The sequence below is a fragment of the Rhodococcus jostii NBRC 16295 genome (assembly GCF_001894825.1).
GTDB lineage: Bacteria > Actinomycetota > Actinomycetes > Mycobacteriales > Mycobacteriaceae > Rhodococcus_F > Rhodococcus_F jostii.
On the sequence record NZ_BCWY01000005.1, the window covers coordinates 155443 to 178723 of the forward strand.

Genomic DNA, 23281 nt, shown 5'->3' on the forward strand with positions numbered 1-23281 from the left:
AGCACTCTTTGCCACTCACGTGTCGATATACGTGTAACCGCGACTGTCGGGTCGTCAGGACGCTGACCTGCCGAGGTCGAGCAGTTCCTCGTGGAACCCTCCGATTCCGCGTTCGCGATCGACGAGATGGATCTCGAGGATCCAATGGCACTGCACGCCGGAGGAGTCGAGTCGGCGCATCGGCTGGTCGCTGCCCGGCGCGATGTACGACCGGACCTCGTCGCCGCGGATCTTCTCGTGCGGGAACTGTCCCACGAGGTGGCCGGCGATCGCGCCGCCGAATTCCCAGCGGGTTCGTTCGACGAACTCGGTGACGTGCGCGAACAGTTGCTCGCCGGTGATGTCGGGTTCGGCGTCGAAGTAGGCGCGCCCGGCGTCGAAGACCGCGGGCAGGGCGTCTTTCAGTTCGTGCTTGACCGGGTCGTCGCCGAGTACGAAGGTCCGCCCGAAGTCGGCTTCCCACTCTTCGAAGATGGGGCCGAAATCGCAGAACACGATGTCGTCGTCGCCGATGAGACGGTCCGGTGGATTCTCCCGGTACGGCTCGAGCGTGTTGACACCCGCTCGCACGATCCGCTTGTGCCAGTACCGGCTGATGCCGAACAGGTCTGCGGCGAGATCGCGGATGGTGTTGCTCGCCTCCGACTCCAGAGTTCCCGGCCGGATCACCCGTTCGGAGGTGACGGCCTCGAACAACTCGGCGGCTTTCGCCTGCGCGTCGAGCAGTTTCGCCGCCCGCACGCCCTCGTCCTGGATCGTGTTGCTCACCCGTCGACGGTAACAGCGGGGTCCGGACCGGCCGTGACGTCCTCGATCCGCACGCAGCAGAACCCGTCCCTGGGTGCCAGTGTGGCGCGGCGATTTTCGCGCCCGGCACCGTCGAGAAGTCCGGCGAGGAGCGCGAGGTTCATGCTGCACACCATGTCGGTGTGTCTGCGTGCGAGGGTGTGGAACGGACAGTTGACCAGGTCGATGGTGCCGCCGCCGCTGCGCGGTTCGTAACCGCATTTCTCGAGCGCGGCGATCAGGTCGTCGTCCGTGCTGCCCGCGTCGGCGCCGAGTCCGCGCCCGAAGTCGTGTGCCCGTGCGCCGAGGGCCGCGCGCGGCGATGTGCCGGTGGTCTCGGCGTCTTCGATCGCCCGGGCGAACAACTCTCCCGCCAGCACGTACGCGCGTTCGGGGAGATGCACCGAGAATTCGCGGTCGGAACGACGGTAGAGCTTGGCGGGACGTCCCGCCCCGGGCCCCGATCGCCCGCTCCGCCGCGCGAACTCCACCGCCAGGAGTCCCTCGTCGGCCAACTTCTCGAGATGGAACGCGGACGTCGAGCGGGCGAGGTCCAGCGCCTCGGCGACGTCGTCGCGACTGACCGGCGACGTCTGTGCGCGCACGTAGTCGTAAAGCCGTCGCCGGACCGGCTCGTCGAGGGAGGAGACGGCCGAGACGTCCGAGTGCGGCGTGGCATCCATGACGCCATTGTAAAACCAAAAAGCGTTGACTAAATTCTGCTTCGAATTCTATAGTCAGTGGACATAGATTTTAGAAGGAGTCGTCATGACTACCAACACTCCACCCCAGGTCAGCCACCATTCGCACACCCTGTCCGACCCCGGGTACCAGGCCTTCCTCGTGCTTCGCACGGTCTTCACGGTCGCGCCGATCCTGTTCGGACTGGACAAGTTCACGAACTGGCTCACCGACTGGCCGCAATACCTGGCGCCGTGGATCGACGGCATCCTGCCGGGAACAGCGCAGCAGGGCATGTACGTCGTCGGCGTGATCGAAGTGCTCGCAGGAATCCTCGTCGCCGTCGCGCCGCGAATCGGTGCCTGGGTCGTCGCCGCCTGGCTGGCCGGGATCATCGTCAACCTGCTCACGCTGTCCGGGTACTACGACGTCGCGCTGCGCGACTTCGGACTGCTCGCCGGCGCCGTCGCTCTCGGCCTGCTCGCCGCGGAATACGGGCGTCCGCTCCATCGTCCGCACACCTGATCGGACCGCCCGCGGCACGTGAGATGCACCTCATCGCCTGTTTGGAGTGACGCGACCGCTCGTATCGTGTGTGGTCGTGTCGGTAGGTGCGCAGGATCAGGGAACCGGGTCGCGGGATCACGGTGTGCCGATCCCTGCGCCGGCCCCGGCACGGTCGTTGCTTCTCGGGGTGCCCAAGCAGGGGCGCCGGTGGCCGGGTGTGGTGCGCGCCGGGGTGGCCGTCGCGTTGCCCGCGCTGGCCGGCGTCGCGCTCGGACATTCGGCGGTCGCTGCGATCGCGACTCTGGGAGCGTTCGCCGTCGTGTACGGCGAGGGCCGGGCGTACCGGGTGCGGTGGCGGGTGGTGTCGATCGCCGCCGCGGTGATGGTGCTGCTGGCCGGTGTCGGCGCCGCGGTCGGTGCATTCGTCCACGACGCGACAGCGGCGGGCGGTTCCGCGCTGTGGGGGATGACGCTGGTTCTGGTGATGACCGCCGTTGTCGCCGTCTGCGCTTTCGTCGTCGACGGACTGCGACTCGGGGCGCCGGGTGCTTTCCTGCCCCTGCTCACCGTGGAGATCGCGTCGGCGCTGCCCGCGCTCGGTGTCGCTGTGACGGAGGTGCTGGCCTGGTCGACGGTGGGGGCGGCGTCGGCGTTGATCGTGTCGATGTCGGGTGCGGTGGCGCGGCCACGCACCCCCGAGCGCGCCGCTGTCGGGACTGCGGCCGCCGCCGTCGACGCCGCGCTTTCGGACACGGCCTCGCCGACTTCCCGCCGGGACGCGGTGCGGTCGCTGCACGCCGCATGGCAGTGCCTTCACGACGCCGCCCTCGTCGGCCGCGATCACCCGCTGACCCGCACGTTGCGGTCGGCGCACCTGCGATGCGCGTCGGCCGTGGACGGCCTCGACTCGGACCACGCGTCGGATATCGACGACCTTCGACCGCAGGTCCCGCTGCCCAGGCCGTCGATCCGCTACCGGCTCGCACGGGCGGCTCATCTGCGGGGCAGGTCCTGGACGATCGTCGCGCGACTGCTGGTCGCGGGCCCGGCCGCAGGTCTCCTGGCGCTGGCGTTCGGTGTCGGACGGCCCGACTGGGCGGTGATCACCGCGGCGATGATCCTGCATCAGGGCCCGGACCGTGTGCTCGGGACGTATCGCGGACTGCACCGGTTTTTCGGGACGGTGCTCGGTCTCGTTCTGCTCGCCGCGCTGTCGACGCTCGACCTGACGGCGGCCGCGCTGGTACTCGTCCTGGCGGTCCTGATGGCGGGAATCGAGGCCTTCCTCGTCCGTAACTACGGTCTGGCGATGGTGTTCATCACCCCGCTCGCCCTGGTTCTCGGCGGTCTCGGAACGCACGTCGACCTCGTCGTGGTCTCCCGGGACCGGCTCCTCGAAACCGCTCTCGGTGTGGCGGTGGCGCTGGCGGTGTTGTGGACCGTGCTTCCGGGTTCGTACCGCCGGATACTGCGGGACGCGGACGAACAGGTTGCCGGCACGATCGGGCGGATCGGCGATGCCCGCGACCCTGGTGCCGTCGCCGAACTCGGCCGCGACCTCGAATTCGATCTGCACAGTTCCACGACCGCCGCGATCACCGCCGCCCACACGGACCCGGCGTGGACCCGCACCCGGTGGCCCGAGCACCACCACCTCCACGAGCTGGGCTACCGAATTCTCACCCGGCACTTCGGACCTCGCCTTTAGCCGGATTTCGCCGGATCTCCGCTGTTAGGGTTCGTTGATGGGTCCTGTGACGGGAATCGGAACAGCAATTCGGGCCTCGTTGGCCGCCGCTCTGTGCGTCGGCATGCTGGCCGCGTGCGCGTCGGACGAGGAGCCGCAGAGCGACCCCGCGGCCACGTGTGCGGACGTCCCCAACGGCACCCCGATCACCGCGGCGCCGCCGCCCCCCGGTCCGGCGCCGACCACCCAGAATCTCGCGACGAACCCGGAGATCGCGACCGGCTACCGCTCCGGGATGACGCCCGTGGACACCGCGTCGTACGCGGTGTCCACCGCCAACCCGGTGTCGACGCAGGCCGCGTGCGAGGTGTTGCGGGACGGGGGAACGGCCGCCGACGCGCTGATCGTGGCCCAGACGGTGCTGGGTCTCGTCGAACCGCAGTCCTCCGGAATCGGGGGCGGGGCGTTCCTGCTCTACTACGACGCGGGGCAGAACAGTGTCGAGGCATACGACGGGCGTGAGGTCGCGCCGATGGCCGCGACGGAGAACTACCTCCGCTGGATCAGCGACACGGACCGCACCGTGCCCCAGCCCGACGCCCGCGCGAGTGGCAGGTCCATCGGTGTTCCCGGCGTCGTGCGGATGCTCGAGACGGCGCACCGGGACCACGGACGGGACGAATGGCGGGAACTGTTCGACCCGGCCATCTCACTCGCCGACCAGGGTCTCGAGATCAGCCCCCGGATGGCCGGGCAGATCGCCGAGTCCGCGCCCCACCTGGCCGTCGACGAGGCGTCGAAGGCGTACTTCCTGAATCCCGACGGCACTCCGAAGCCTGCCGGGACGAAGCTGACGAACCCGGCCATGGCCAAGACGCTGGGGGCGATCGCCGCGGGCGGCGCCGACGCATTCTACACCGGGGTCATCGCACAGGGCATCGTCGATGCGACGGCAACGGCGACGGGCGGTCGCACGCCCGGCCAGATCACTCTCGACGACCTCGCCCACTACCAGGCGAAGAAGCGGACCCCGCTGTGCACGCCGTACCGGGACCACGAGATCTGCGGCATGCCGAACCCGTCGTCCGGTGGCACGGCGGTCGCGGCGACGCTGGGCATCCTGGAGAACTTCGACCTGTCGCAGTACGGGCCGACGAACCTCGACGACAACGGGGGAAAGCCGACAGCGGAGGCCGTGCACCTCATCTCCGAGGCGGAGCGCCTCGCGTACGCCGACCGGGACAAGTACGTCGCGGACTCGGATTTCGTTCCGCTGCCCGGCAATTCCATCGACACGCTGCTGAACGAGGACTACCTGAAGCAGCGGGCCGAGCTCATCGACCCCGGCAAGAGCATGGGCACTGCGCAACCCGGCAACTTCGGGCCCGTTCCGCTGGGGGTGCAACCGCAGGACAAGGAACACGGCACCAGTCAGATCTCGATCGCCGACACGTACGGCAACGTGGCGTCGATGACGACCACGGTGGAATCGGCGTTCGGGTCGTTCCATATGACGGACGGCTTCGTGCTCAACAATCAGCTCACCGACTTCTCGGCCCAGCCGGTCGGACCCGACGGGGCGCCGCTCGCCAACCGCGTCGAACCGGGTAAGCGTCCGCGTAGTTCGATGGCGCCGACCCTCGTCTTCGACCGCGGCAGCGACGGTTCGCGGGGCGACGTCCAGTACGCGACCGGTTCCCCGGGCGGTTCGGTGATCATCCAATTCGTCGTGAAAACACTGGTGAGCATGCTGGATTGGGGTCTGAACCCGCAGCAGGCCGTGTCGGCGGTCGACTTCGGGGCGGCGAACACCCCGGTCACCGGCGTCGGCGGGGAGCATCCGAACATCAATGCGGCCAACGACGGCGCCGACGACCCGCTGATCGTGCAACTCCGGGCGATGGGCCACCAGGTGTCGGTCGCCCCGCAGTCCAGTGGGCTCAGTGCGCTGCAACGCCAGGGTTCGGGGTGGGTCGGCGGCGCGGACCCGAGACGTGAGGGCGCGGTGATGGGTGACGGCACGGGTTGACACACCGCCACCCTTCCGATCACGCCTGTTCGAGGAGCGGGGCCACCTTGGTTCCGAGCAGTTCGATCGCGCGCATCACCTTGTCGTGGGGCAGCGGTCCGACGCTCGGGTGCAGCATGAACCGCTCGATGCCCAGAGTGTCGCGCATGCCGACGATCTTCTCGGCCACCTGCTCGGGGTTGCCGAGCACCAGTGAGCCGCCGGGTCCGCGCAGACCGTCGAAGGCCTGCCGGTTCATCGGCGCCCACCCACGTTCGCGTCCGAGCCCGGTCATGGCCGCGGCGTACGACGGGTAGAACTCCGAGGCCGCCCGGTCCTCGCTGTCCGCGACGTAGCCGTGCGCGTGGACGGCGATGGGCTGCGGTGCGTGCCCGCCCTCCGACACCGCGCGCCGGTGCAGGTCGGCCAGCGGGGCGAAGCGCGCGGGTTCGCCACCGATGATCGCCAGCGCCATCGGCAGGCCGAGCAGTCCGGTGCGTGCCACGGATTCCGGGTTGCCGCCGACGCCCACCCAGACGGGAAGGGGGCGCTCGGGCCGCGGGTAGACGGACTGGTCGGTGAGAGCCGGCCGGTGACGCCCCGACCAGTTCACGGTCTCCGAGTCGCGGAGTGCGAGCAGCAGGCCGAGTTTCTCGACGAACAACTCGTCGTAGTCGGCGAGGTCGTAACCGAAGAGCGGGAACGATTCGGTGAACGATCCGCGGCCGGCCATCACCTCGGCGCGCCCGTCGGAGATGAGGTCGAGGGTCGCGAACTCCTCGAACACCCGCACCGGGTCGTCCGAGCTCAGGACGGTGACCGCGCTGGTCAACGTGATGCGGGACGTGCGGGCGGCGGCGGCCGAGAGCACGACCGCGGGTGCCGACGCAGCGAAATCCGCGCGGTGGTGTTCGCCGACGCCGTACACGTCGAGCCCCACCTGCTCGGCGAGCACGACCTCCTCGAGCAGGTCCTTCAGACGCTGCCGCGGCGATACCGCCGCGGTTCCGCCGGAACCGACCTCGGCGAACGTCGTCAATCCGAGTTCCATGCCGGACTCCTCACCTATATAGTTGAAACATCAATTAGATCGTGTAACGGGGCGAGGGTTAGGGATATTCCACCCGATGATTCAGACCCCGACGGGCGGGGAACCCATCGACCATGGCGAAAAATGGAGTGAACGATCCCCCGGGAGGCGACTGGGTGTTCTTCGACCACACCGAGGGCGCCACCGAGAGATAGAGACACATCGTGCTCGCCAGCGGCCCGCGAAAAGTGGGCGTCGAGGAGGAGTTCCACCTCATCGATCTGAAGACCCGGCGCCTGACCACCCGCGCGCCGGAATTGCTGGCACGACTTCCCGACGACGCGTACGTCGACGAACTGCAGCAATGCGTCGTCGAGGTCAACAGTGGTGTGTACTCCGACCTCGGCGGTCTGCGGACCGATCTGGAGCGGCACCGCAGACTGCTCATCGACGAGGCCGCGGCACTCGGCATCGGCGTGGCGGCCGCCGGTTCGATGCCGCTGGCCCTGCCCGCGGAGATGCACGTGACCGGGTCGCAGCGGTACCGGCGGATGCTCGCGGACTATCAGGTGCTCGCCCGCGAGCAGTTGATCTGCGGCACACAGTTTCACGTCGACCTGCCCGACCGCGACGACGCCGTCCGGGTCGCCCACCGGGTCGCTCCCCACATGCCCGTGCTGTTGGCGCTCAGCGCGAGTTCCCCGTTCCGGTCCGACGGCTCGGACACCGGTTACGCCAGCGCGAGGACGCTGCTCTGGTTGCGCTGGCCCAGCACGGGACCGGCCGCGCCCGTCTCCACGGCCGCCGAGTACGACGGTCTTATCGACGACCTCGTCGCGAGTGGAGTGATCAGCGATCCCGGCATGGCCTATTTCGACGTCCGGCCGTCGGTGAAACTGCCGACCCTGGAGCTGCGGGTGTGCGACAGCTGTCCGCGCCTCGACACGGTCGTGCTCATCGCCGCACTGTTCCGTGCTCTCGTGGAACGCGAGGTGGCGGGGCTGCACGCCGGGAGGAATGGTGTCGAGGTCGTGCCGACGCTGACTCGTGCGGCGCTGTGGCGCGCCGCCCGGTCGGGTCTGGAGACGGACCTCGTCGACATGACGGTTCCACGGGCTCGGCCGGCGTCGGAGCTCGTCGACGACTTCGTGAATTCGCTGCGCCCACAACTCGAGGAGGCGGGCGACTGGAACACTGTGGCGGAGCTGGCCGCGGAGGCGGCCGCCCACGGCAGCTCCGCGGCACGGCAACGCCACGCACTCGGTCGCCGGGGACGGCTCACCGACGTGGTCGACCTGCTGCTCGCGGAGACCGCCGGCCGCACCGAACACCTCCCGGAGGTGGAGGTGCCGCCGGCGCCGCGGGAGTCGGGTCCGACATCGACCGGCGCCGGCCGGACGCGAAGGTATTGGAGCGCCAGGTTCTGGGACCGCAGCGACACAGCCGACATGACGTGGACGGACTCGACCGAGCTCGACGAGAAGAAGCTGATCGAGTGGCGCCGGGACCTGCACGCGCATCCGGAACTGTCGTTCGAGGAACGCCGGACTACCGGGATCGTGCGCGATCACCTGGTCGGTCTCGGCCTCGAACCCGTCCTGCTGCCCGGCGGCACCGGCCTGTGGTGCGACCTCGGGCCGGAGACGGGCGACCGCGTCGCATTGCGGGCCGACCTCGACGCGCTACCGGTCGCCGAGACGACGGGTCTGCCGTTCGAGTCGACGGTCCCCGGGGTGTCGCACGCGTGCGGTCACGACGCCCACACCACGATGCTGATGGGGGCGGCATCCGTCCTCGTGAAGTACCCGCCGCCGTCCCAGGTCCGGCTCATCTTCCAGCCCGCCGAGGAGACCACACCCGGCGGCTCCGTCGACACGATCGCCGCCGGCGCACTCGACGGGGTGTCGAAAATCTTTGCACTGCACTGCGACCCGCACCTCGAGGTCGGCAAACTCTCGACGAGGACGGGGCCCATCACCTCGTCCAACGACTCCGTCACCGTGCGGTTGTGGTCCGCAGGCGGGCACACCGCCCGACCCCACCTGACCGGCGATCTGATTCACGCCGCCGCGGTCCTGGTGACGGGACTGGCGTCCGTCCTCGACCGGCGGATCGATGCCCGCACCGCGACCGTCCTGACCTGGGGAAAGGTGGCCGCCGGGCAGGTCGCGAACTCCGTACCCGAATCGGGTGAGCTGGTCGGCACCCTGCGCAGCGCCTCCCGCGAGACGTGGGCCTCGCTCGAACCACTGGTCACGGAGACGATCTGTCACCTCCTCGCGCCGTACGACGTGCGGTACGAGCTCTCCTACCGGCAGGGCGTCCCACCCGTCGTCAACGATCCCGACTGCACCGCGGACCTGCGGGAAGCGATCGAATCGGTGGTGGGATTCGATCATCTGGCCGAGGCCCAGCAGTCCAGCGGAGGCGAGGATTTCGCGTGGTACCTCGAGCGGGTTCCGGGGGCGATGGCGCGACTCGGCGTGTGGGACGGCACCGGACCCCATCAGGAACTGCACCAGCCGGCTTTCAACCTCGACGAACGCGCCATGATTCACGGGGTCCGGACCCTCGTCGCGCTCACCCGGCTCGAAGACCAGTCGGGCTGAGCCCGGCGTCAGGCCGGCTTGGCGGCGGCCTCCGCCAGTTGCGGCACGAGCGCGTCGACCGCGTAGGGGAGGCTGAGGACGGTGCCCCAGGTGAGGGCTCCGGAGACGGTGGGGTCTTCGACGAACACGGCGCGACCGGCCCGGGCGACCGGCAGCGACTGATAGACCGGGTCGGCCGTGATCTTCGCTGCGGCATCGGGGCTGCTGCCGACATTCCAGACGAGGACGTCCACGTCGAGGATGTCGAGTTGCTCGGTGCTGATGGTGAACGCATCCAGGTCGCCCGCGAGTTGCGCGATCTGCTCGGGGACGACGAATCCGAGCGACGTCATCAGGCGTGAGCGCGGGTCGTTGGGGGACCGCACGTAGAACGAGCCGGCGTCCCCCAACTCCGCGACCGCGACCGTCTTGCCCTCGAACTCGGGGTGGGCGGCACGCTGCTCCGCCACCAGGGCGTCGACGTCCGCGACGAGTTGGTTCGCCTTCTCGTCCTCGCCGAGGGTGGTGCCGACGATGCGGACGGCGTCCTGCCACGGCATCCCGAAATCGGGGTAGTCGGGCGAGGTGGTGACCGTGGGCGCGATCGCCGAGAGCCGCTGATAGGCGTCGTCGTCGACGTCGATGTACAGCGCGAGGATCAGGTCGGGATCGAGTTTCGCGATGGCCTCGTACGCGAAGTTGGCCTCACCGGTGAACTGGCCGCGGTTGAAGACTTCGGGGTGCGTCCCGTCCAGCGCGTCCTGGGCCCACGGCCAGGTGGCGTCCGGATAGTCGCCGTACCAGTCGGTGACACCGACCGGCTGACGACCGAACGAGAGGAGCGTGTCCTGGTCGGAATAGCCGACGGTCACGATGCGCTGCGGGGCGTTCGGGACTTCCGTGGTCCCCTTCTTGTGCGTCACCGTCCGGGTGTCGCCGGCGGAGTCCGCGTCGGTGCCCGAGGAACACGCTGCGGCGAAAACGGCCAGGCCGACCCCGGCACTCACGGTCAGGAACTTGCGGCGGTCGAGCGTTCGCATCCACATACCTCCCTGTAGGTGAGGCTAACCTACAGGGAGTGATCCGGGCTGTGCATCTGTGGTGGAAACGGGGGAGTCGGCTCGGGAATCGGAGGCCCAGGCGGCGGCGTCGGTCCCGGCGGCCCCGGTTGCGGTCCGGGCTCGGGAGGTGCAGGTTCGGGGCCGGGCTCGGGCGGAAACGGGTGCGGCGGAGTCGGCGTCGGCGGCACAGGTGGAGGCCCCGGGTCCGGGGGCGTCGGCTCCGGATCCGGCACGGGGTTGCCGAGCGCGTCGTGGGCACTCGTCATCAACTGACCACCTTCCGATCGGCTGATTGAGTGGTACCCGGAACGGGCATCCCGCAATCACAGGGCGAGCTGTGAGCGCCCGGGAACAAAATGCGGGATCGGTGCGTTGTCTAGCAACCGTGCCCCGCAAGTGTGGAATTTCACGACACGGGGAACATGAGCCAAAGGGAGGAAGTCATGGCAACCGACTACGACGCACCACGGGTTACCGTCGACGACGAACTCGCCGCGGACTCGCTCGAAGAACTGAAGACACGGAGGAACGACTCGCAGTCGTCCGTCGTCGACGTCGAGGAGACCGACACGGCGGAGTCCTTCGAACTGCCCGGCGCCGACCTGTCCGGTGAGGAACTCACGGTCCGGGTCATTCCGAAGCGAGCCGACGAATTCACTTGCAGCAGTTGTTTCCTCGTCCATCATCGGTCGCGCCTCGCGTCCGAAGAAGGTGGACAGCTGATCTGCCGCGACTGCGCATAGGAGGTCCGTGTGGCCGAGGTCCGTAGAACGTTCACCGTCGCCGCACCGCTCGAGAAAGTCGTCGCATACCTGCGGGACTTCGCGAACACCACGGCCTGGGACCCCGGGACCGTGAAGTGCGAGCAGACCACCCCCGGTCCGGTGGCAGTGGGGACGCAATGGCGCAACGTGTCATCGTTCTTCAGGCGGACCACCGAACTGACCTACCGGATGACCCGCGACGACCCCGATCACGTCGTCTTCGAGGGTCGCAACAAGAGCGCCGCCACGTCGGACGACCTGGCCTTCGAGCGGGTGGGCGACCACTCGACGTCGATCACCTACCGTGCACATCTCCAATTCACCGGCCTGGCGCGATTCGCCGACCCCGTCGCGCGCCTGGCGTTCGAGGTGCTGGCCGCCAAGACCGTCAAGCAGATGACCGGGGTCCTCGAAGCGCGGTAGGCGCACCCAGCTTCCACGAGCGCCCTCACTCTCGACGAATGAGGGCGCTTTGTCATGTGCGAGTCAGGGGATGATCCGGTCATCACGGTCCGAGAAGACCTGTTGCACACTGTATTTACGACCTTGGTGCTGGTGCCCGGCTGGGCGCCCCGCACGATGCGGGGCGCCGCTGCGCGCCGGGGCCCATCAGCTGATGTGATGCACCTCCTGCAACCCGTAGACCGGCGTCGGGATCTCCTCGTGCCGGGCCTTGAGCTGCAGGGCGAGGTACAGCGAGTAGTGCCGCGACTGGTGGAGGTTGCCGCCGTGGAACCACAACGCTTCCTGCTGGGTGGGCTTCCACATGTTCCGCTGCTCGCCCTCCCAGGGGCCGGGGTCCTTGGTGGTGTCGGAGCCGAGGCCCCAGCACTTGCCGACCTTGTCGGCCACCTCCTGTCCCATGAGGTCCGCGGCCCAGCCGTTCATGGAGCCGTAACCGGTGGCGTAGACGACGAGGTCGGCCGGCAGTTCCGTTCCGTCGGTGAGAACGACGGCGTCCTCGGTCAGTCGATCGACCTGCCCGGACACGAGGTGGATGCTGCCGTCGGCGACGAGCTCGGACGCACCCACGTCGATGTAGTAGCCGGACCCGCGGCGCAGGTACTTCATGAACAGGCCGGACCCGTCGTCACCGAAATCGAGCTTGAATCCGGCCTTTTCGAGCCGATCGTAGAAGTCCTTGTCCCGTTCGGCGATCTTCTGATAGATCGGGATCTGGAACTCGTGCATGATCTTGTACGGCAGCGACGCGAACGTCAGGTCCGCCTTCTCCGTCGTCATCCCCGCCGCGAGGGCGCGCTCCGAGTAGAGGTCGCCGAGGCCGAGGTCCATGAGCGAATCGGACTTCACGATGTGCGTCGACGACCGCTGCAGCATCGTCACGTCGGCGCCGGTCTCGTAGAGCGCCTTGCAGATGTCGTGGGCCGAGTTGTTGGCCCCGACGACGACGACGCGCTTGCCCGCATAGGCGTCCGGGCCGGGATGCCGACTCGAATGGTGCTGCTCGCCCTTGAACACGTCCTGACCCGGGAACGTGGGAACACTCGGCTTGCCCGACATGCCGGTGGCCAGCACCAACTGCTTCGGATGCAGCACCACTTCCTCGCCGTCGCGATCGAGGACGACGGTCCACTCCTTCGTGTCCTCGTCGAACGTCGCGGACGTGCAGGTGGTGGACGACCAGTACGGAATCTCCATCACCTTCGTGTACATCTCGAGCCAGTCGCCGATCTTGTCCTTCGGCGCGAACACCGGCCAGTTGTCGGGGAACGGCATGTACGGCAGGTGGTCGTACCAGACCGGGTCGTGCAGGCACAGCGACTTGTACCGATTGCGCCACTGGTCGCCGGGGCGTTCGTTCTTGTCGACGACGATGGCCGGGACCCCGAGTTGACGCAGGCGCGCACCGAGAGCGATGCCGCCCTGGCCGCCGCCGATCACGAGCACGTACGGCTGGCGGGCGTAGCCGAGTTCCTTTTCCTCGATCTCCCGCTTCTCCGCCCAGCTGAGGGTGTCGCCGCCGGAACCGTGGACCGCGCCCTTGACGCGATTCCGTCCCCGACGTTCCTCGTGACCCTTCAGCTCCTGCATGGTGGTGAGGAAGGTCCAGGCCTCGTCGTCCTTCAGGCGCAGGTGCCCCTTGCCCCGGCCCGTCGCCGTCTCGAATTCGATCCACGCGGACGTGAGGCCGTCGGTCTCGTCCGGAGTCTCGCTGGTACGGAAGTTCGTGGGGTCGGTGTCCTCCAGCCGCGCGTGCAGCATCGAGGCGACGGCATCACGTCCCTCGACGGTCTTGAGGTTCCAGGTGAACGCCACCAGATCCCGCCAGAAGCTGTCGACCGCGAACATGCCTGCCGCGCGGTCGATGTCACGCGTGGCGAGCGCGGCTTCGAAATTCGCCAACCACAGGTCGACCCGCTCCTGAGGCGTCGAGGACGTCTGCACCGTGGGCGGCTGGACGGTCTGTGTCATGTGCCTCTCCTTCGTTCTCGTTGTGACTCACAGCACACTCCTCTTCGGGGCGGGCGACAAGCGTTGCACCGTGTTGCAATGCCCTGTGAGTACTTATTAACCGCGGGCGGTTATTAAGTACTCACAGGCCACGAAGTGGCATTAGTACGCCGTCGATGAGTCCGGCCTGGCCTGTCATGTAGTCCGAGTCCGGTCCGGCGAGGTAGGACACGTACGCCGCGACGTCCTCAGGTGTCTGAGCGCGGCCCAGGGCGATGCCATCGACGAACTTCTCGAACGTCGCACCCTTCGGTGCACCGGTGAGTTCCGCGAAGCGTTCGTCGATGGTGACCCACATGTCCGTGCCCACGACGCCCGGGCAGTACGCGTTGCCGGTGATGCCGTCGGACGCGTACTTCTTGGCCGCGGCCTGGGTGAGTCCGCGCACCGCGAACGTGGTCGCCGAGTAGACGCCGAGCATCGCGAATCCCTCGTGGCCGGCGATCGACGACGCGTTGATGATCTTCCCGCCTTGGAACCTGCGGCCCGGATCTCGTCGGCGACCGCATCCACCCTGTCGCCGTTGACGTCGACGAGCGCGATGTTGCGCTTCGCGCCTGTGAGTACTTACTAACGTCCCGCGGTTAATAAGTACTCACAGGCCACGAAGTGGCATTGTCGAAATCCGGGGTTGCTCGTTCGACGTACTGGGTGAGTCCACGGCACAAGGCCGGGACCGACCACAATCGAGGAGGAAATCATGAGGGTCATGGTGATGATCGAGGGTGCCGGAGCCGACGAGGACAAGATCGCCCCGACGGAGGCGATGCTCGCCGCGATGGGCGCGTACAACGAGGAACTGGTGAACGCCGGGATCATGCTTGACGGGCAGGGCCTGAAGCCGACCAGCGCGGGGGCGCGGGTGGTGTTCGAGGGCGGCACGACGTCGGTGGTCGACGGCCCGTTCACGGAGTCGAAGGAGATCATCGCGGGTTACTGGATCTGGGAGGTGCGCTCTCTCGAGGAAGCGATCGAGTGGGTGAAGAAGTGCCCCGCCGACTCCGGCACCGGACTGCGCCAGCTGATCGAGGTGCGGCCGATCTTCGAGTCGGACGACTTCGGGGACGAGTTCACGCCGGAGTTGCGGGAGCGGGAAGAGGCCCTCGCGGCGCGGATCCGCGAGCAGCACCCCGACCGCTGACATGGACGCGCGGCGCACGGTCGAGGCGGTGTGGCGGATGGAGTCGCCGCGGCTCATCGCGTCTCTCACCCGCCTCGTCCGTGATGTCGGCACTGCCGAGGAGATCGCGCAGGACGCGTTCGTGCTGGCGCTCGAGCAGTGGCCGCGGGACGGCGTCCCCGGCAAACCGGGTGCGTGGCTGACGGCGACGGCCAAGCACAAGGCGATCGACCGGATCCGCCGTGAGCGGTCGCAGCAGTCGAAGTACACACAGATCGCCGTCGACCCGTCCGCGCAGCAACCGAGCACGATGCCCGCGCCGGACGCTGTCGACGGCGTGGAGGACGACCTGCTGGCCCTGGTTTTCGTGGCCTGCCATCCGGTGCTTCCCCGGGAATCGCGGGTGGCGTTGACGCTGCGGCTGATCGGAGGCCTGCGCACCGATGAGATCGCGCGGGCCTTCCTCGTGCCCTCGGCGACGATGGGGCAGCGGATCAGCAGGGCCAAGCGCACGCTGTCGGAGGCGAAGGTTCCGTTCGAGGTTCCGGCATCCGAGGAACTTCCGGCGAGGTTGTCGGCGGTGCTCGAGGTGATCTATCTGGTCTTCAACGAGGGGTACTCCGCCACGTCGGGTGACGACTGGATTCGGCGTGATCTGGCGTCCGAGGCGATGCGGCTCGCCCGGGTTCTCGCCGGGCTGCTGCCCCGGGAACCGGAGGTGCACGGGTTGGTGGCGTTGACCGAGTTGCAGGCTTCCCGGTTCGCCGCCCGGGTGGGCGCCGACGGCGAGCCGATCCTGCTGCAGGATCAGGACCGGTCGCGGTGGGATCGAACCCTGCTGAAGCACGGAAATGCGGCGCTGGAGCGGGCGGTCGGGCTCGGCCGCCCACTCGGCCCCTATTCGCTGCAGGCCGCGATCGCCGGGTGTCATGCCCGGGCGCCGCGTTTCGAGGACACCGACTGGGAGGCGATCGTCGCCCTGTACGACGCGTTGGCGCAGGTGGCGCCGTCGCCGGTGGTGGAACTCAACCGTGCTGTGGCGCTGCTGCACTCGGATGGTCCGGAGGCGGCGCTCGCCGCGCTCGATGCCGTGCGGGACGACTCCCGGCTGGCGCGCCACCATCTGTACGGCGCCGTGCGGGGTGAAGTCCTCGAACGTCTCGGCCGCTACGAGGAGGCAGCCCGGACCCTCGAGGACGCCGCGGCGACAGCACCGACGCAGCGGGAACGGAACCTCCTCATGGCCCGCGCGGCCGCCGCGTCGGAGCAGGCCGAGCCCTGAGTCTCGACCATTGATTCACGATTTCCTGAATACAGAAATCGATGTACAGTCAGTCCATGGAGACTCTGGTCCACCGGGACGCCCTCGCGCGTTTCGGGTACGCGCTGTCGGACACCACCCGCACACAGATTCTGCTGAGCCTGCGATCCGGGCCCGGGTATCCGTCGGAGTTGGCCGAGGCGATCGGGGTGTCCCGGCAGATCCTGTCGAATCATCTGTCGTGCCTGCGTGGCTGCGGTCTGGTCGTCGCGGTGCCGGAGGGTCGGCGGAGTCGATACGAACTCGCCGACCCGCGCATCGCACGTGCCCTCGACGACCTGCTCGGCCTGGTGCTCGCGGTCGATCCGTCCTGCTGCCCGGACGCGGAGACAGAAGGCTGCTGCTGATGGCGTCCGAACTCGGCATGCCCACCAGGCCGACCGGCGAACGCAGGCAGGTCCTGTCCCGCCGGATCAGGTTCTTCGTGGCCGCGACCATCACCTACAACGTGATCGAAGCGGTCGTGGCACTCACCGAGGGTGCGCGGGTGTCGTCGACGGCGTTGATCGGGTTCGGCCTGGATTCGGTGATCGAGGTGTCCTCGGCGGCCGCGGTCGCCTGGCAGTTCGCGGGACGCGATCCGGAGGCGCGGGAGAAGGTCGCGCTGCGCATCATTGCGTTCTCCTTCTTCGGGCTCGCCGTGTACGTGAGCGTCGACGCGGCAAGGTCGCTGCTGGGGGTCGGCGAAGCGCAGCACTCGATCGTCGGAATCGTCCTGGCTGCAGTGAGTCTGGCCGTGATGCCGGTTCTGTCGTGGGCGCAGCGCCGGGCCGGACGTGAACTCGGCTCCCTGTCCGCGGTCGCGGATTCCAAGCAGACGCTGCTGTGCACGTACCTGTCGGCGGTGCTGCTGGCCGGGTTGCTGCTCAACAGCACCCTCGGCTGGTCGTGGGCAGATCCGATCGCCGCCCTGGTCATCGCGGTCATTGCGGTGAAGGAAGGCGTCAACGCCTGGAAGGGCGACACCTGTTGCGCCACCCCGGTCCGTGGCGCCGCAGTTCAGGATCCCGGCTGCGACTGCTGCGACTTGTGATCGCCGAACGGTTCGTCGCGTTCCCGGACGGCCTCGCGGAATCCGGCGGTGGCCGAGCGTAATTGGAACGCATACCCCTCGCGGGTGTGCCGGGACACGCCGTCGAAGACGGTGCTCACCATGGCCGAGTTGGTGACGCCCTGGGCGAGCAGCGCACTGTTCAGGGCCAGTTTGACCATCATCAACTGGTTGATCGGCATCTGCGCGATCCGCCCGACGAGGTCCTCCGCCCGTGCGTCGAGTTCGTCGGCGGGCGCCGACTCCACCGCGAGTCCCCAGTCGGCTGCCTGCCGGCCCGTGATGCAGTCGCCGGTGAGGAGGAGTCGTTTCGCCCGCTGGTCGCCGAGTCGGTGCGCCCACATGCCCGCCGCGGGCACACCCCACACCCGGGTCGGGGGATAGCCGATCTTCGTGTCGTCCGCGGCGATGATCTGGTCGCAGTACAGCGCGATGTCGGTGCCGCCGGCCACGCAGAAACCGTGGATCTTCGCGACCGTCGGCTTGTTCGCGTGGAGCAGGCTCGCGAAGCCGCGGTTGAACCGGCTCATCATCGCGTAGTCGGCCATCGGGTCCCAGGTGCCGAACGGATTGTGGTTGCGCGCCTGGACTATCGGATCGAGGACGGTTCCGGTCGTGCGGTCGGGTGCCTCGCCGGGGGCGCCGCCGTTCTCGGCGAAGACGTTGAGGTCGTATCCGCCGCAGAATCCCTTCCCGCGTCCCGACACCAGCATGACGTGGACGCGGCGGTCGAGGTCGGCGCGTTCGACGGCGTCGGCTATCTCGAAGGGAGTGTCGCCGGTGATCGCGTTGCCGTGGTCCGGTCGATCGAACGTGATCCGCGCGATCCGCCCGGTCACCTCGTAGGTGAGGGTCCGGTACTCCGCACTTTCGCCCGCGTGGCGCGGTGGCCGATCCGCGAACAGGGAGTCGCCGCCCTCGTCCCAGCCGTCGCGCCACGCGGCCGGGCGGGTGCCCGCGTGGTCGTCGTGGCCGGTCACGACCCCACCTTGGGGGTGGCGCGGTCGATGATGGCGGCGGTGTCGACGCCCGTCGGCAGCGTTCCGAACACGGTGCCCCAGTCGCCGGACAGCCGGCTGACGCAGAACGCGTCGGCCACCGCGGGGTGCCCGTGGCAGATCAGCAGCGAACCCTGGAGGGCGAGCGCCATGTCGCCGACGACCCGACGGGCCCGGTGCTGGAGCGTGTCGACGTCGCCGAAACCGGCCTTCAGGTCAGCGACGGCGGCGTCGAGTCGCGCGTCGGCGCCCGCGGTGGAATCGAGTTCGTCGAAGAAGACCTGCAGTGTCTCCGGTTGTTTCGCGATCGCGCGCAGGGTGTCCAGGGCGGCGACGTTGCCGGAGCCCTCCCACACGGACAGCAGCGGGGCCTCCCGGTACAGCCGCGGCATCCGGGATTCCTCCACGTACCCGTTGCCGCCCAGGCATTCCAGGGCCTCGGCGGCGTGGATCGGGCCGCGCTTGCACACGTAATACTTGCTGACCGCCAACGTGATCCGCCGCAGCGTGTTCGCGTGCTCGTCGCCCGCGGTTGCCCGGTCGGTGAGGGCGGCCAGCCAGAGGGCGACGGTGGTGGAGGCCTCCGACTCGACGGCGAGGTCGGCGAGCACGTTCCGCATCAGGGGCTGATCCACGAGATGGGCTCCGAACGCGCTGCGGTGCACGGCGTGGTGGGCGGCCTGAGCCGTACCGGCGCGCATGCCGGTGGCGGTGCCGATGGTGCAGTCGAGGCGGGTCATGTTGACCATCTCGATGATGGTCGGAACCCCGCGACCTTCCTCGCCGACCAGCCAGGCCAGTGCCTCGTCGTACTCGACCTCGCTGCTGGCGTTGGAACGGTTGCCGAGTTTGTCCTTGAGGCGCTGCAGGTGCATCCGGTTGCGGGTGCCGTCCGGCAGCACCCGGGGCAGGAAGAAGCACGACAGCCCGCCCGGTGCCTGGGCCAGCACGAGGAACACGTCGGACATCGGTGCCGACGTGAACCACTTGTGCCCGGTGAGCAGGTAGCTTCCGTCCGCCTGCGGCACGGCTCGGGTGGTGCCCGCCCGGACGTCGGAGCCGCCCTGCTTCTCGGTCATCGACATCCCGGCGATCAGCCCGGCCTTCGTCAGCGGCGGATGCAGCGCCGGGTCGTACACCCGCGCGGTGAGCAGCGGTTCGTACTGTTCCGCCAGTTCCCGGTTGTGCCGCAGCGCGGGGACGACCGCGTACGTCATGGAGATCGGACAGCCGTGGCCGGCGTCGACCTGGCCCCACACCGCCATCTTCGCGGCCCGGACCAGGTGGGCGTGCGGATTCGGGTCGGCCCACGGCGCGCCGTGCAGGCCCATCTCGACGGCGGTGGTCATCAGCTGGTGGTACGCGGGGTCGTACTCCACCTCGTCGATGCGGTGGCCGTAGCGGTCGTGGGTGCGCAGGACGGGAGGGTGCGCCTCGGCGAGGTCGCCCCAGCGTTGCGCCTCCGCGCTTCCCGCGAGTCGTCCGACGTCGTGGAGGTCCTCGAGCGCGTCGTGTGCGCCTTCACGTTTCAGGGCTTCGAGGATCGGGGCGTAGTCGGCCGCGTCGAAGTCGGTCAGCGGTGGCACCTGGTTGAAGACCTCGTGTGTGGCACTCATGTCGGGCTCCCGAGAGATCGAAGGGTGAAGGTGAGCAGTGCGGGGATGATTGCGGCGTCGGCGGCGCCGCGAGCCAGGGGCAGCACGAGCGCTTCGCCGATCGCGCCGACGAGGCACGCCGCGGTCACCGAGGCGTCCTGTTCGGGGATCTCCCCGGCCTCGACGGCGGCGGCGATCGCGACGGCAAGCGCGTCGCGGAACGATTCGCGGAACAGCAGGCGTTCGGTGTCGACCTGCGGGTCGACGGGTTCGACGAGCAGTGCGTACGCCAATGTGGGTGCGCGCAAGGCGCGTTCGGCGAACGTGCGGACCGATGCGGTGACGGCCGATACCCGGTCGCCCTCGGCGGTGCGGGCGCAATTGCCGGATTCGACGGCCGCGCTCACCTCCCGGCTGCAGACGATGCGGAAGACCTCGGCGAACAGTTCGCCCTTGTTCGCGAAGTGCCGATAGACGGTGCCGGTCCCGACGCCTGCCTCGGCCGCGACGGCGGAGATCGAGCACCCGCCGTATCCGTGCCGGGCGATCAGCCCGATCGCGGAATCGATGAGCGTGGTGCGGAGAGCGTCCAGCCGTTCCTGGACCGCGGGCGTGCGCCGATAGGCCATACCCAAGGAGTGAACACCGGTTCCGTTCTTCCGTCAAGGGTGCTACCGTCGCTCGTACCAGCGAGGAAAGGCGCGCTCGATGACTTCCGACGTGGTACTCGTCCGCAAGAACGGCCCGGTCACGACGATCAGCCTGAACCGGCCCGAGGTGCGTAACGCCGTCGACCGGCCCACCGCCGAGGCTCTCACCGACGCCTTCCGGGCATTCGACGCGGACGCGGATGCATCCGTCGCGGTGCTGCACGGCGAGGGTGGAACGTTTTGTGCCGGAGCCGATCTCAAGGCCATCGCGTCGGGAACCGGAAACCGGGTGGCGCCCGACGGTGACGCACCCATGGGCATCTCCCGACTGCGGTTGTCCAAACCGGTGATCGCCGCGATCGACGGGCACGCGGTGGCCGGCGGCCTCGAACTGGCGCTGTGGGCCGACCTGCGGGTCGCCGGCGACGACGCCGTCCTCGGTGTGTTCTGCCGCCGCTGGGGTGTGCCCCTCATCGACGGCGGCACCGTCCGCCTGCCGCGACTGATCGGGGAGAGTCGCGCGATGGACCTCGTCCTCACCGGGCGGGCCGTCGACGCCGACGAAGCCCTGAGCATCGGGCTGATCAATCGGAAGGTCGCGGCGGGCAACGCCCTCACCGCCGCCCAGCAGCTGGCCGCCGAGATCGCCGCCCTGCCCCAGGTGTGCATGCGGCAGGACCGGTTGTCGCTGCTCGAGCAGAACGGACTCACCGAGGATCAGGCGATGCTCAACGAATTCCGCCACGGCGCAACGTCGCTGGCGAACGGAACAGTCGAGGGTGCCGCCCGGTTCGCCGCCGGCGCCGGACGGCACGGGGATGCTGCGCCCGTGAGTACTTATTAACCGCCCGCGGTTAATAAGTACTCACAGGTGGCGGCACCTTCGGCGCGCGGTCTGGTGTGCGTACCTACTCGCGCTGGCGGTGACGATCTACACGCTGGGGCTCCCCACCGACCGCATTTATCAGGCGACATGGATTGTCGTGGGCCTCGTCGCGTTCACGATCGACCGGCCGTGGCAGGACCATCTGCGCGTGGTGCGGGACTGGTTGCCGCTCGTCGCGGCGCTCGTCGTGTACGACCTCAGCCGGGGCTTCGCCCATCGACTCGGAATGCCCGTCCGGGCGGAAGAACTGGTGTCCGTGGAGAGCTGGCTCTTCGGCGGCGCCATCCCCACGGTCTGGTTGCAGGAGCACCTCATTGCCCCGACGGGTGAGCTGCCGTGGTGGACGCTGCTCACCGGAATCGTCTACACCAGCCACTTCGTCGTCCCGTGGGTGGTGGCCGCCGTCTTCTATGTGTATTCCCGCAGCGTGTGGTCGGGGTACATGCTCCGCGTGCTGCTGCTGTCGTATCTCGGCCTCGTCACCTATGTCCTGCTGCCCTCCGTCCCGCCGTGGCTGGCCGCGGAGGGCGACGTGATTTCGGGCAGCGTGGGTCGTGTCGCCGGCTTCGGTTTCGGTGTCGTCCCGACGGATATCAGCACGCGATGGCTGGAGGCGCAGAGCAACCCCGTCGCGGCCCTGCCGTCGCTGCACGCGGGGTTCGCTCTGCTGGTGGCGGTGGCGCTCTGGCCGTTCGCGAAGAACGTGTGGTGGCGGGCGCTGCTGGCCGCGTATCCGCTCGCGATGGCGTTCGTACTGGTCTACGGCGGCGAGCACTACGTCGTGGACGTTCTGGCGGGATGGGCCTATGTGGGCCTCGCGACGTTCCTCGCGCGGGCGTGGGAGGTACGCACAACGGCGCCGCCCGGCCCGGTCGTCACCGCCGCCCGCCCGCGGCGTCGCTGGTGACCGACACCTCGTCGAGAATCGGGCGGAGGAACGGCAGGATCCGGTCGGTGATCGCCTCGTTGTAGGCGGCGGGCTGCTGGTTCGGATTGGCGTGGCCGGTTCCGTCGAGTTTCGCCACCAGCAACGCCCCGTCGGTGCCGCCGGACTGTTCGACGAGGATCTTCTGCGTGTAGTCGACGTCGACCACCGGATCCTTCCACCCCGCCCGGGGCCGCACGAAGACGATTCCGGGCCGCGGTTTGTCGTCGCTCTCCACTGCCAGCGACTTCAGGTTGTCGATGGCACCGGACGCGACGATGGTCTTGAACTGCGATTCGATCAGCCCGTTGCTCGCCACGTCCTCCGACAGGACCTTCTCGGTGAGGACCTCGTCGATGACGTCCCGGAACTCGTCTACATCGACGTGCGGGTACCAATCCGACTCGGTGTCCAGGAACCGGCTCTGGCGTGCCGCGGTTTCCACCACCAGGCGCATCGTCCTGCTCTCCCGGGCGCCGGGCAGCCAGCCGATCCACCGCAGCATGTCCTCACCGCTGTCCCTGCTGCCGGCCCGGACGGCGTGCAGGTCGACCGGGGTGCAGTCGAGGACCACCCCGATGAGGTTGGCGTCGGTGTCCTCGTAGATGTGCTGCGCCACCTCCAGCGCGACGACGCCGCCCATGCTGTGCCCGGACAGGACGACGTTGTCGATCCCCTCCTCGGCGGCGCGGGAGGCGATCAGCTCGCTGATCACCTTGGTGTCGATACCGCCGTTGTCGTACTGGACCGGCCAGACCCGTCCGATGCGGTCGTACGCGGACAGCGTCCGGGCCGTGTCGGCGGCATCCTTGTTGCCCAGCCCGACCAGGTCGACGACGGCGGTGTCGTGGTCGGCCCGCGACTGCGCGTCGTACACCTCGTGGATCTGCGGCTGGGTCAGCGCGAGGCGCTCGCGTTCGGGTTGCACGTCGTGAACCCAGTACTGGCCGCCGGCGAGGAGCAGGGGAACGGTCCCGAGCGCGACCGTCGCGAGGAGGCGCCGGGTGCGACCGAATTTCTGCCACTGGTGACCGAGCCGCGTCGCGTGCAGGCGCGCCTTGCGATGGTCGTTGCTCCAGTCGGCCACGGTGGACGGATGGCGTGTGATTCTCTCCGACATCCACTCCGATGGTACGCGCGGGAGCGGAGTG

The 23281-nt window shown here is 68.6% G+C and carries 21 protein-coding genes and 1 pseudogene; 12 read left to right on the forward strand and 10 right to left on the reverse strand.

The genetic code is table 11. The features are described from left to right. Positions 1-54: 54 nt before the first annotated feature. Positions 55-768: a M24 family metallopeptidase gene (locus RJ1_RS05965; protein WP_073359041.1), complete on the reverse strand. Its 714-nt coding sequence runs from the start codon at positions 766-768 to the stop codon at positions 55-57. Continuing rightward, positions 765-1469, reverse strand: a complete 705-nt coding sequence (locus RJ1_RS05970) for a helix-turn-helix transcriptional regulator (RefSeq protein ID WP_073359042.1) — start codon at positions 1467-1469, stop codon at positions 765-767. The genes RJ1_RS05965 and RJ1_RS05970 overlap by 4 nt, the downstream gene beginning before the upstream one ends. 85 nt (positions 1470-1554) lie before the next feature. Here RJ1_RS05970 and RJ1_RS05975 point away from each other — a divergent pair, with 85 nt between their 5' ends. From RJ1_RS05975 to ggt, 3 genes are all read left to right on the forward strand, one after another. Then, positions 1555-1992: a DoxX family membrane protein gene (locus RJ1_RS05975; RefSeq protein WP_073359043.1), complete on the forward strand. Its 438-nt coding sequence runs from the start codon at positions 1555-1557 to the stop codon at positions 1990-1992. Between the two features lie 169 nt (positions 1993-2161). After that, a complete protein-coding gene (locus RJ1_RS05980; RefSeq protein WP_378382139.1) occupies positions 2162-3682 on the forward strand; it encodes an FUSC family protein in 1521 nt (506 codons plus the stop codon). A gap of 37 nt (positions 3683-3719) precedes the next feature. After that, complete coding sequence (ggt, locus tag RJ1_RS05985; protein WP_073359044.1) at positions 3720-5690, forward strand: gamma-glutamyltransferase; 1971 nt, start codon at positions 3720-3722, stop codon at positions 5688-5690. Positions 5691-5709: 19 nt separating this feature from the next. Here the strand turns inward: ggt and RJ1_RS05990 are convergent, their stop codons facing one another. After that, positions 5710-6720, reverse strand: coding sequence for an LLM class flavin-dependent oxidoreductase (locus RJ1_RS05990; protein ID WP_073359045.1), 1011 nt, complete (start codon positions 6718-6720; stop codon positions 5710-5712). Between the two features lie 203 nt (positions 6721-6923). On the opposite strand from RJ1_RS05990, the gene RJ1_RS05995 reads away from it, so the two are divergent. Then, entirely contained in the window at positions 6924-9308 is a 2385-nt protein-coding gene (locus tag RJ1_RS05995) for a glutamate--cysteine ligase (protein WP_073359046.1), read from the forward strand. An 8-nt stretch (positions 9309-9316) separates the two neighbouring features. Here the strand turns inward: RJ1_RS05995 and RJ1_RS06000 are convergent, their stop codons facing one another. Further along, a complete protein-coding gene (locus RJ1_RS06000; protein WP_073359126.1) occupies positions 9317-10327 on the reverse strand; it encodes an iron-siderophore ABC transporter substrate-binding protein in 1011 nt (336 codons plus the stop codon). A 464-nt stretch (positions 10328-10791) separates the two neighbouring features. Here RJ1_RS06000 and RJ1_RS06005 point away from each other — a divergent pair, with 464 nt between their 5' ends. Next, on the forward strand, positions 10792-11091 hold the full coding sequence (locus RJ1_RS06005; protein WP_073359047.1) for a DUF4193 domain-containing protein: 300 nt from the start codon (positions 10792-10794) through the stop codon (positions 11089-11091). Between the two features lie 9 nt (positions 11092-11100). Then, complete coding sequence (locus RJ1_RS06010) at positions 11101-11535, forward strand: SRPBCC family protein (RefSeq protein ID WP_073359048.1); 435 nt, start codon at positions 11101-11103, stop codon at positions 11533-11535. Positions 11536-11721: 186 nt separating this feature from the next. Here RJ1_RS06010 and RJ1_RS06015 read toward each other — a convergent pair whose 3' ends face one another. Both RJ1_RS06015 and RJ1_RS06020 read right to left on the reverse strand, forming a co-directional pair. After that, on the reverse strand, positions 11722-13545 hold the full coding sequence (locus RJ1_RS06015; protein ID WP_073359049.1) for a flavin-containing monooxygenase: 1824 nt from the start codon (positions 13543-13545) through the stop codon (positions 11722-11724). 121 nt (positions 13546-13666) lie between these two features. Next, a pseudogene (locus RJ1_RS06020) lies at positions 13667-14065 on the reverse strand (SDR family oxidoreductase); the annotation flags it as partial. Positions 14066-14284: 219 nt separating this feature from the next. On the opposite strand from RJ1_RS06020, the gene RJ1_RS06025 reads away from it, so the two are divergent. From RJ1_RS06025 to RJ1_RS06040, 4 genes are read left to right on the forward strand one after another with little or no spacing between them, the layout of a single operon-like run. After that, complete coding sequence (locus RJ1_RS06025; RefSeq protein WP_073359050.1) at positions 14285-14725, forward strand: YciI family protein; 441 nt, start codon at positions 14285-14287, stop codon at positions 14723-14725. Position 14726: 1 nt separating this feature from the next. Next, positions 14727-15986: an RNA polymerase sigma factor gene (locus RJ1_RS06030; protein ID WP_073359051.1), complete on the forward strand. Its 1260-nt coding sequence runs from the start codon at positions 14727-14729 to the stop codon at positions 15984-15986. A 56-nt stretch (positions 15987-16042) separates the two neighbouring features. Beyond that, positions 16043-16372 (forward strand): ArsR/SmtB family transcription factor, encoded by a 330-nt coding sequence (locus RJ1_RS06035; RefSeq protein ID WP_073359052.1) that lies wholly within the window; start codon positions 16043-16045, stop codon positions 16370-16372. Next, on the forward strand, positions 16372-17058 hold the full coding sequence (locus RJ1_RS06040) for a cation efflux transmembrane domain-containing protein (protein WP_073359053.1): 687 nt from the start codon (positions 16372-16374) through the stop codon (positions 17056-17058). Before RJ1_RS06035 ends, RJ1_RS06040 begins: the two co-directional genes overlap by 1 nt. On the opposite strand, the gene RJ1_RS06045 is transcribed toward RJ1_RS06040, so the two are convergent. Genes RJ1_RS06045 through RJ1_RS06055 form a run of 3 tightly spaced genes read right to left on the reverse strand, consistent with a single transcriptional unit; the run spans position 17025 to position 20298 of the window. Then, the gene (locus RJ1_RS06045) at positions 17025-18056 is read right to left on the reverse strand and encodes a crotonase/enoyl-CoA hydratase family protein (RefSeq protein ID WP_073359054.1); all 1032 of its coding nucleotides are present in this window, start codon (positions 18054-18056) and stop codon (positions 17025-17027) included. The two genes, RJ1_RS06040 and RJ1_RS06045, sit on opposite strands and share 34 nt — an antisense overlap. Further along, a complete protein-coding gene (locus tag RJ1_RS06050) occupies positions 18053-19690 on the reverse strand; it encodes an acyl-CoA dehydrogenase family protein (protein WP_073359055.1) in 1638 nt (545 codons plus the stop codon). The genes RJ1_RS06045 and RJ1_RS06050 overlap by 4 nt, the downstream gene beginning before the upstream one ends. Next, on the reverse strand, positions 19687-20298 hold the full coding sequence (locus tag RJ1_RS06055; RefSeq protein ID WP_073359056.1) for a TetR/AcrR family transcriptional regulator: 612 nt from the start codon (positions 20296-20298) through the stop codon (positions 19687-19689). Before RJ1_RS06055 ends, RJ1_RS06050 begins: the two co-directional genes overlap by 4 nt. Positions 20299-20377: 79 nt before the next feature. Between RJ1_RS06055 and RJ1_RS06060 the strand changes: the two genes are divergently transcribed. Both RJ1_RS06060 and RJ1_RS06065 read left to right on the forward strand, forming a co-directional pair. Continuing rightward, positions 20378-21163: a crotonase/enoyl-CoA hydratase family protein gene (locus RJ1_RS06060; RefSeq protein WP_073359057.1), complete on the forward strand. Its 786-nt coding sequence runs from the start codon at positions 20378-20380 to the stop codon at positions 21161-21163. Continuing rightward, positions 21159-22112 (forward strand): phosphatase PAP2 family protein, encoded by a 954-nt coding sequence (locus RJ1_RS06065; RefSeq protein WP_073359058.1) that lies wholly within the window; start codon positions 21159-21161, stop codon positions 22110-22112. The genes RJ1_RS06060 and RJ1_RS06065 overlap by 5 nt, the downstream gene beginning before the upstream one ends. Here the strand turns inward: RJ1_RS06065 and RJ1_RS06070 are convergent. Next, positions 22081-23250 carry an alpha/beta fold hydrolase gene (locus tag RJ1_RS06070; protein ID WP_073359059.1) on the reverse strand — a complete coding sequence of 390 codons (1170 nt, stop codon included), beginning with the start codon at positions 23248-23250 and terminating at the stop codon, positions 22081-22083. The two genes, RJ1_RS06065 and RJ1_RS06070, sit on opposite strands and share 32 nt — an antisense overlap. Positions 23251-23281 lie beyond the last annotated feature (31 nt).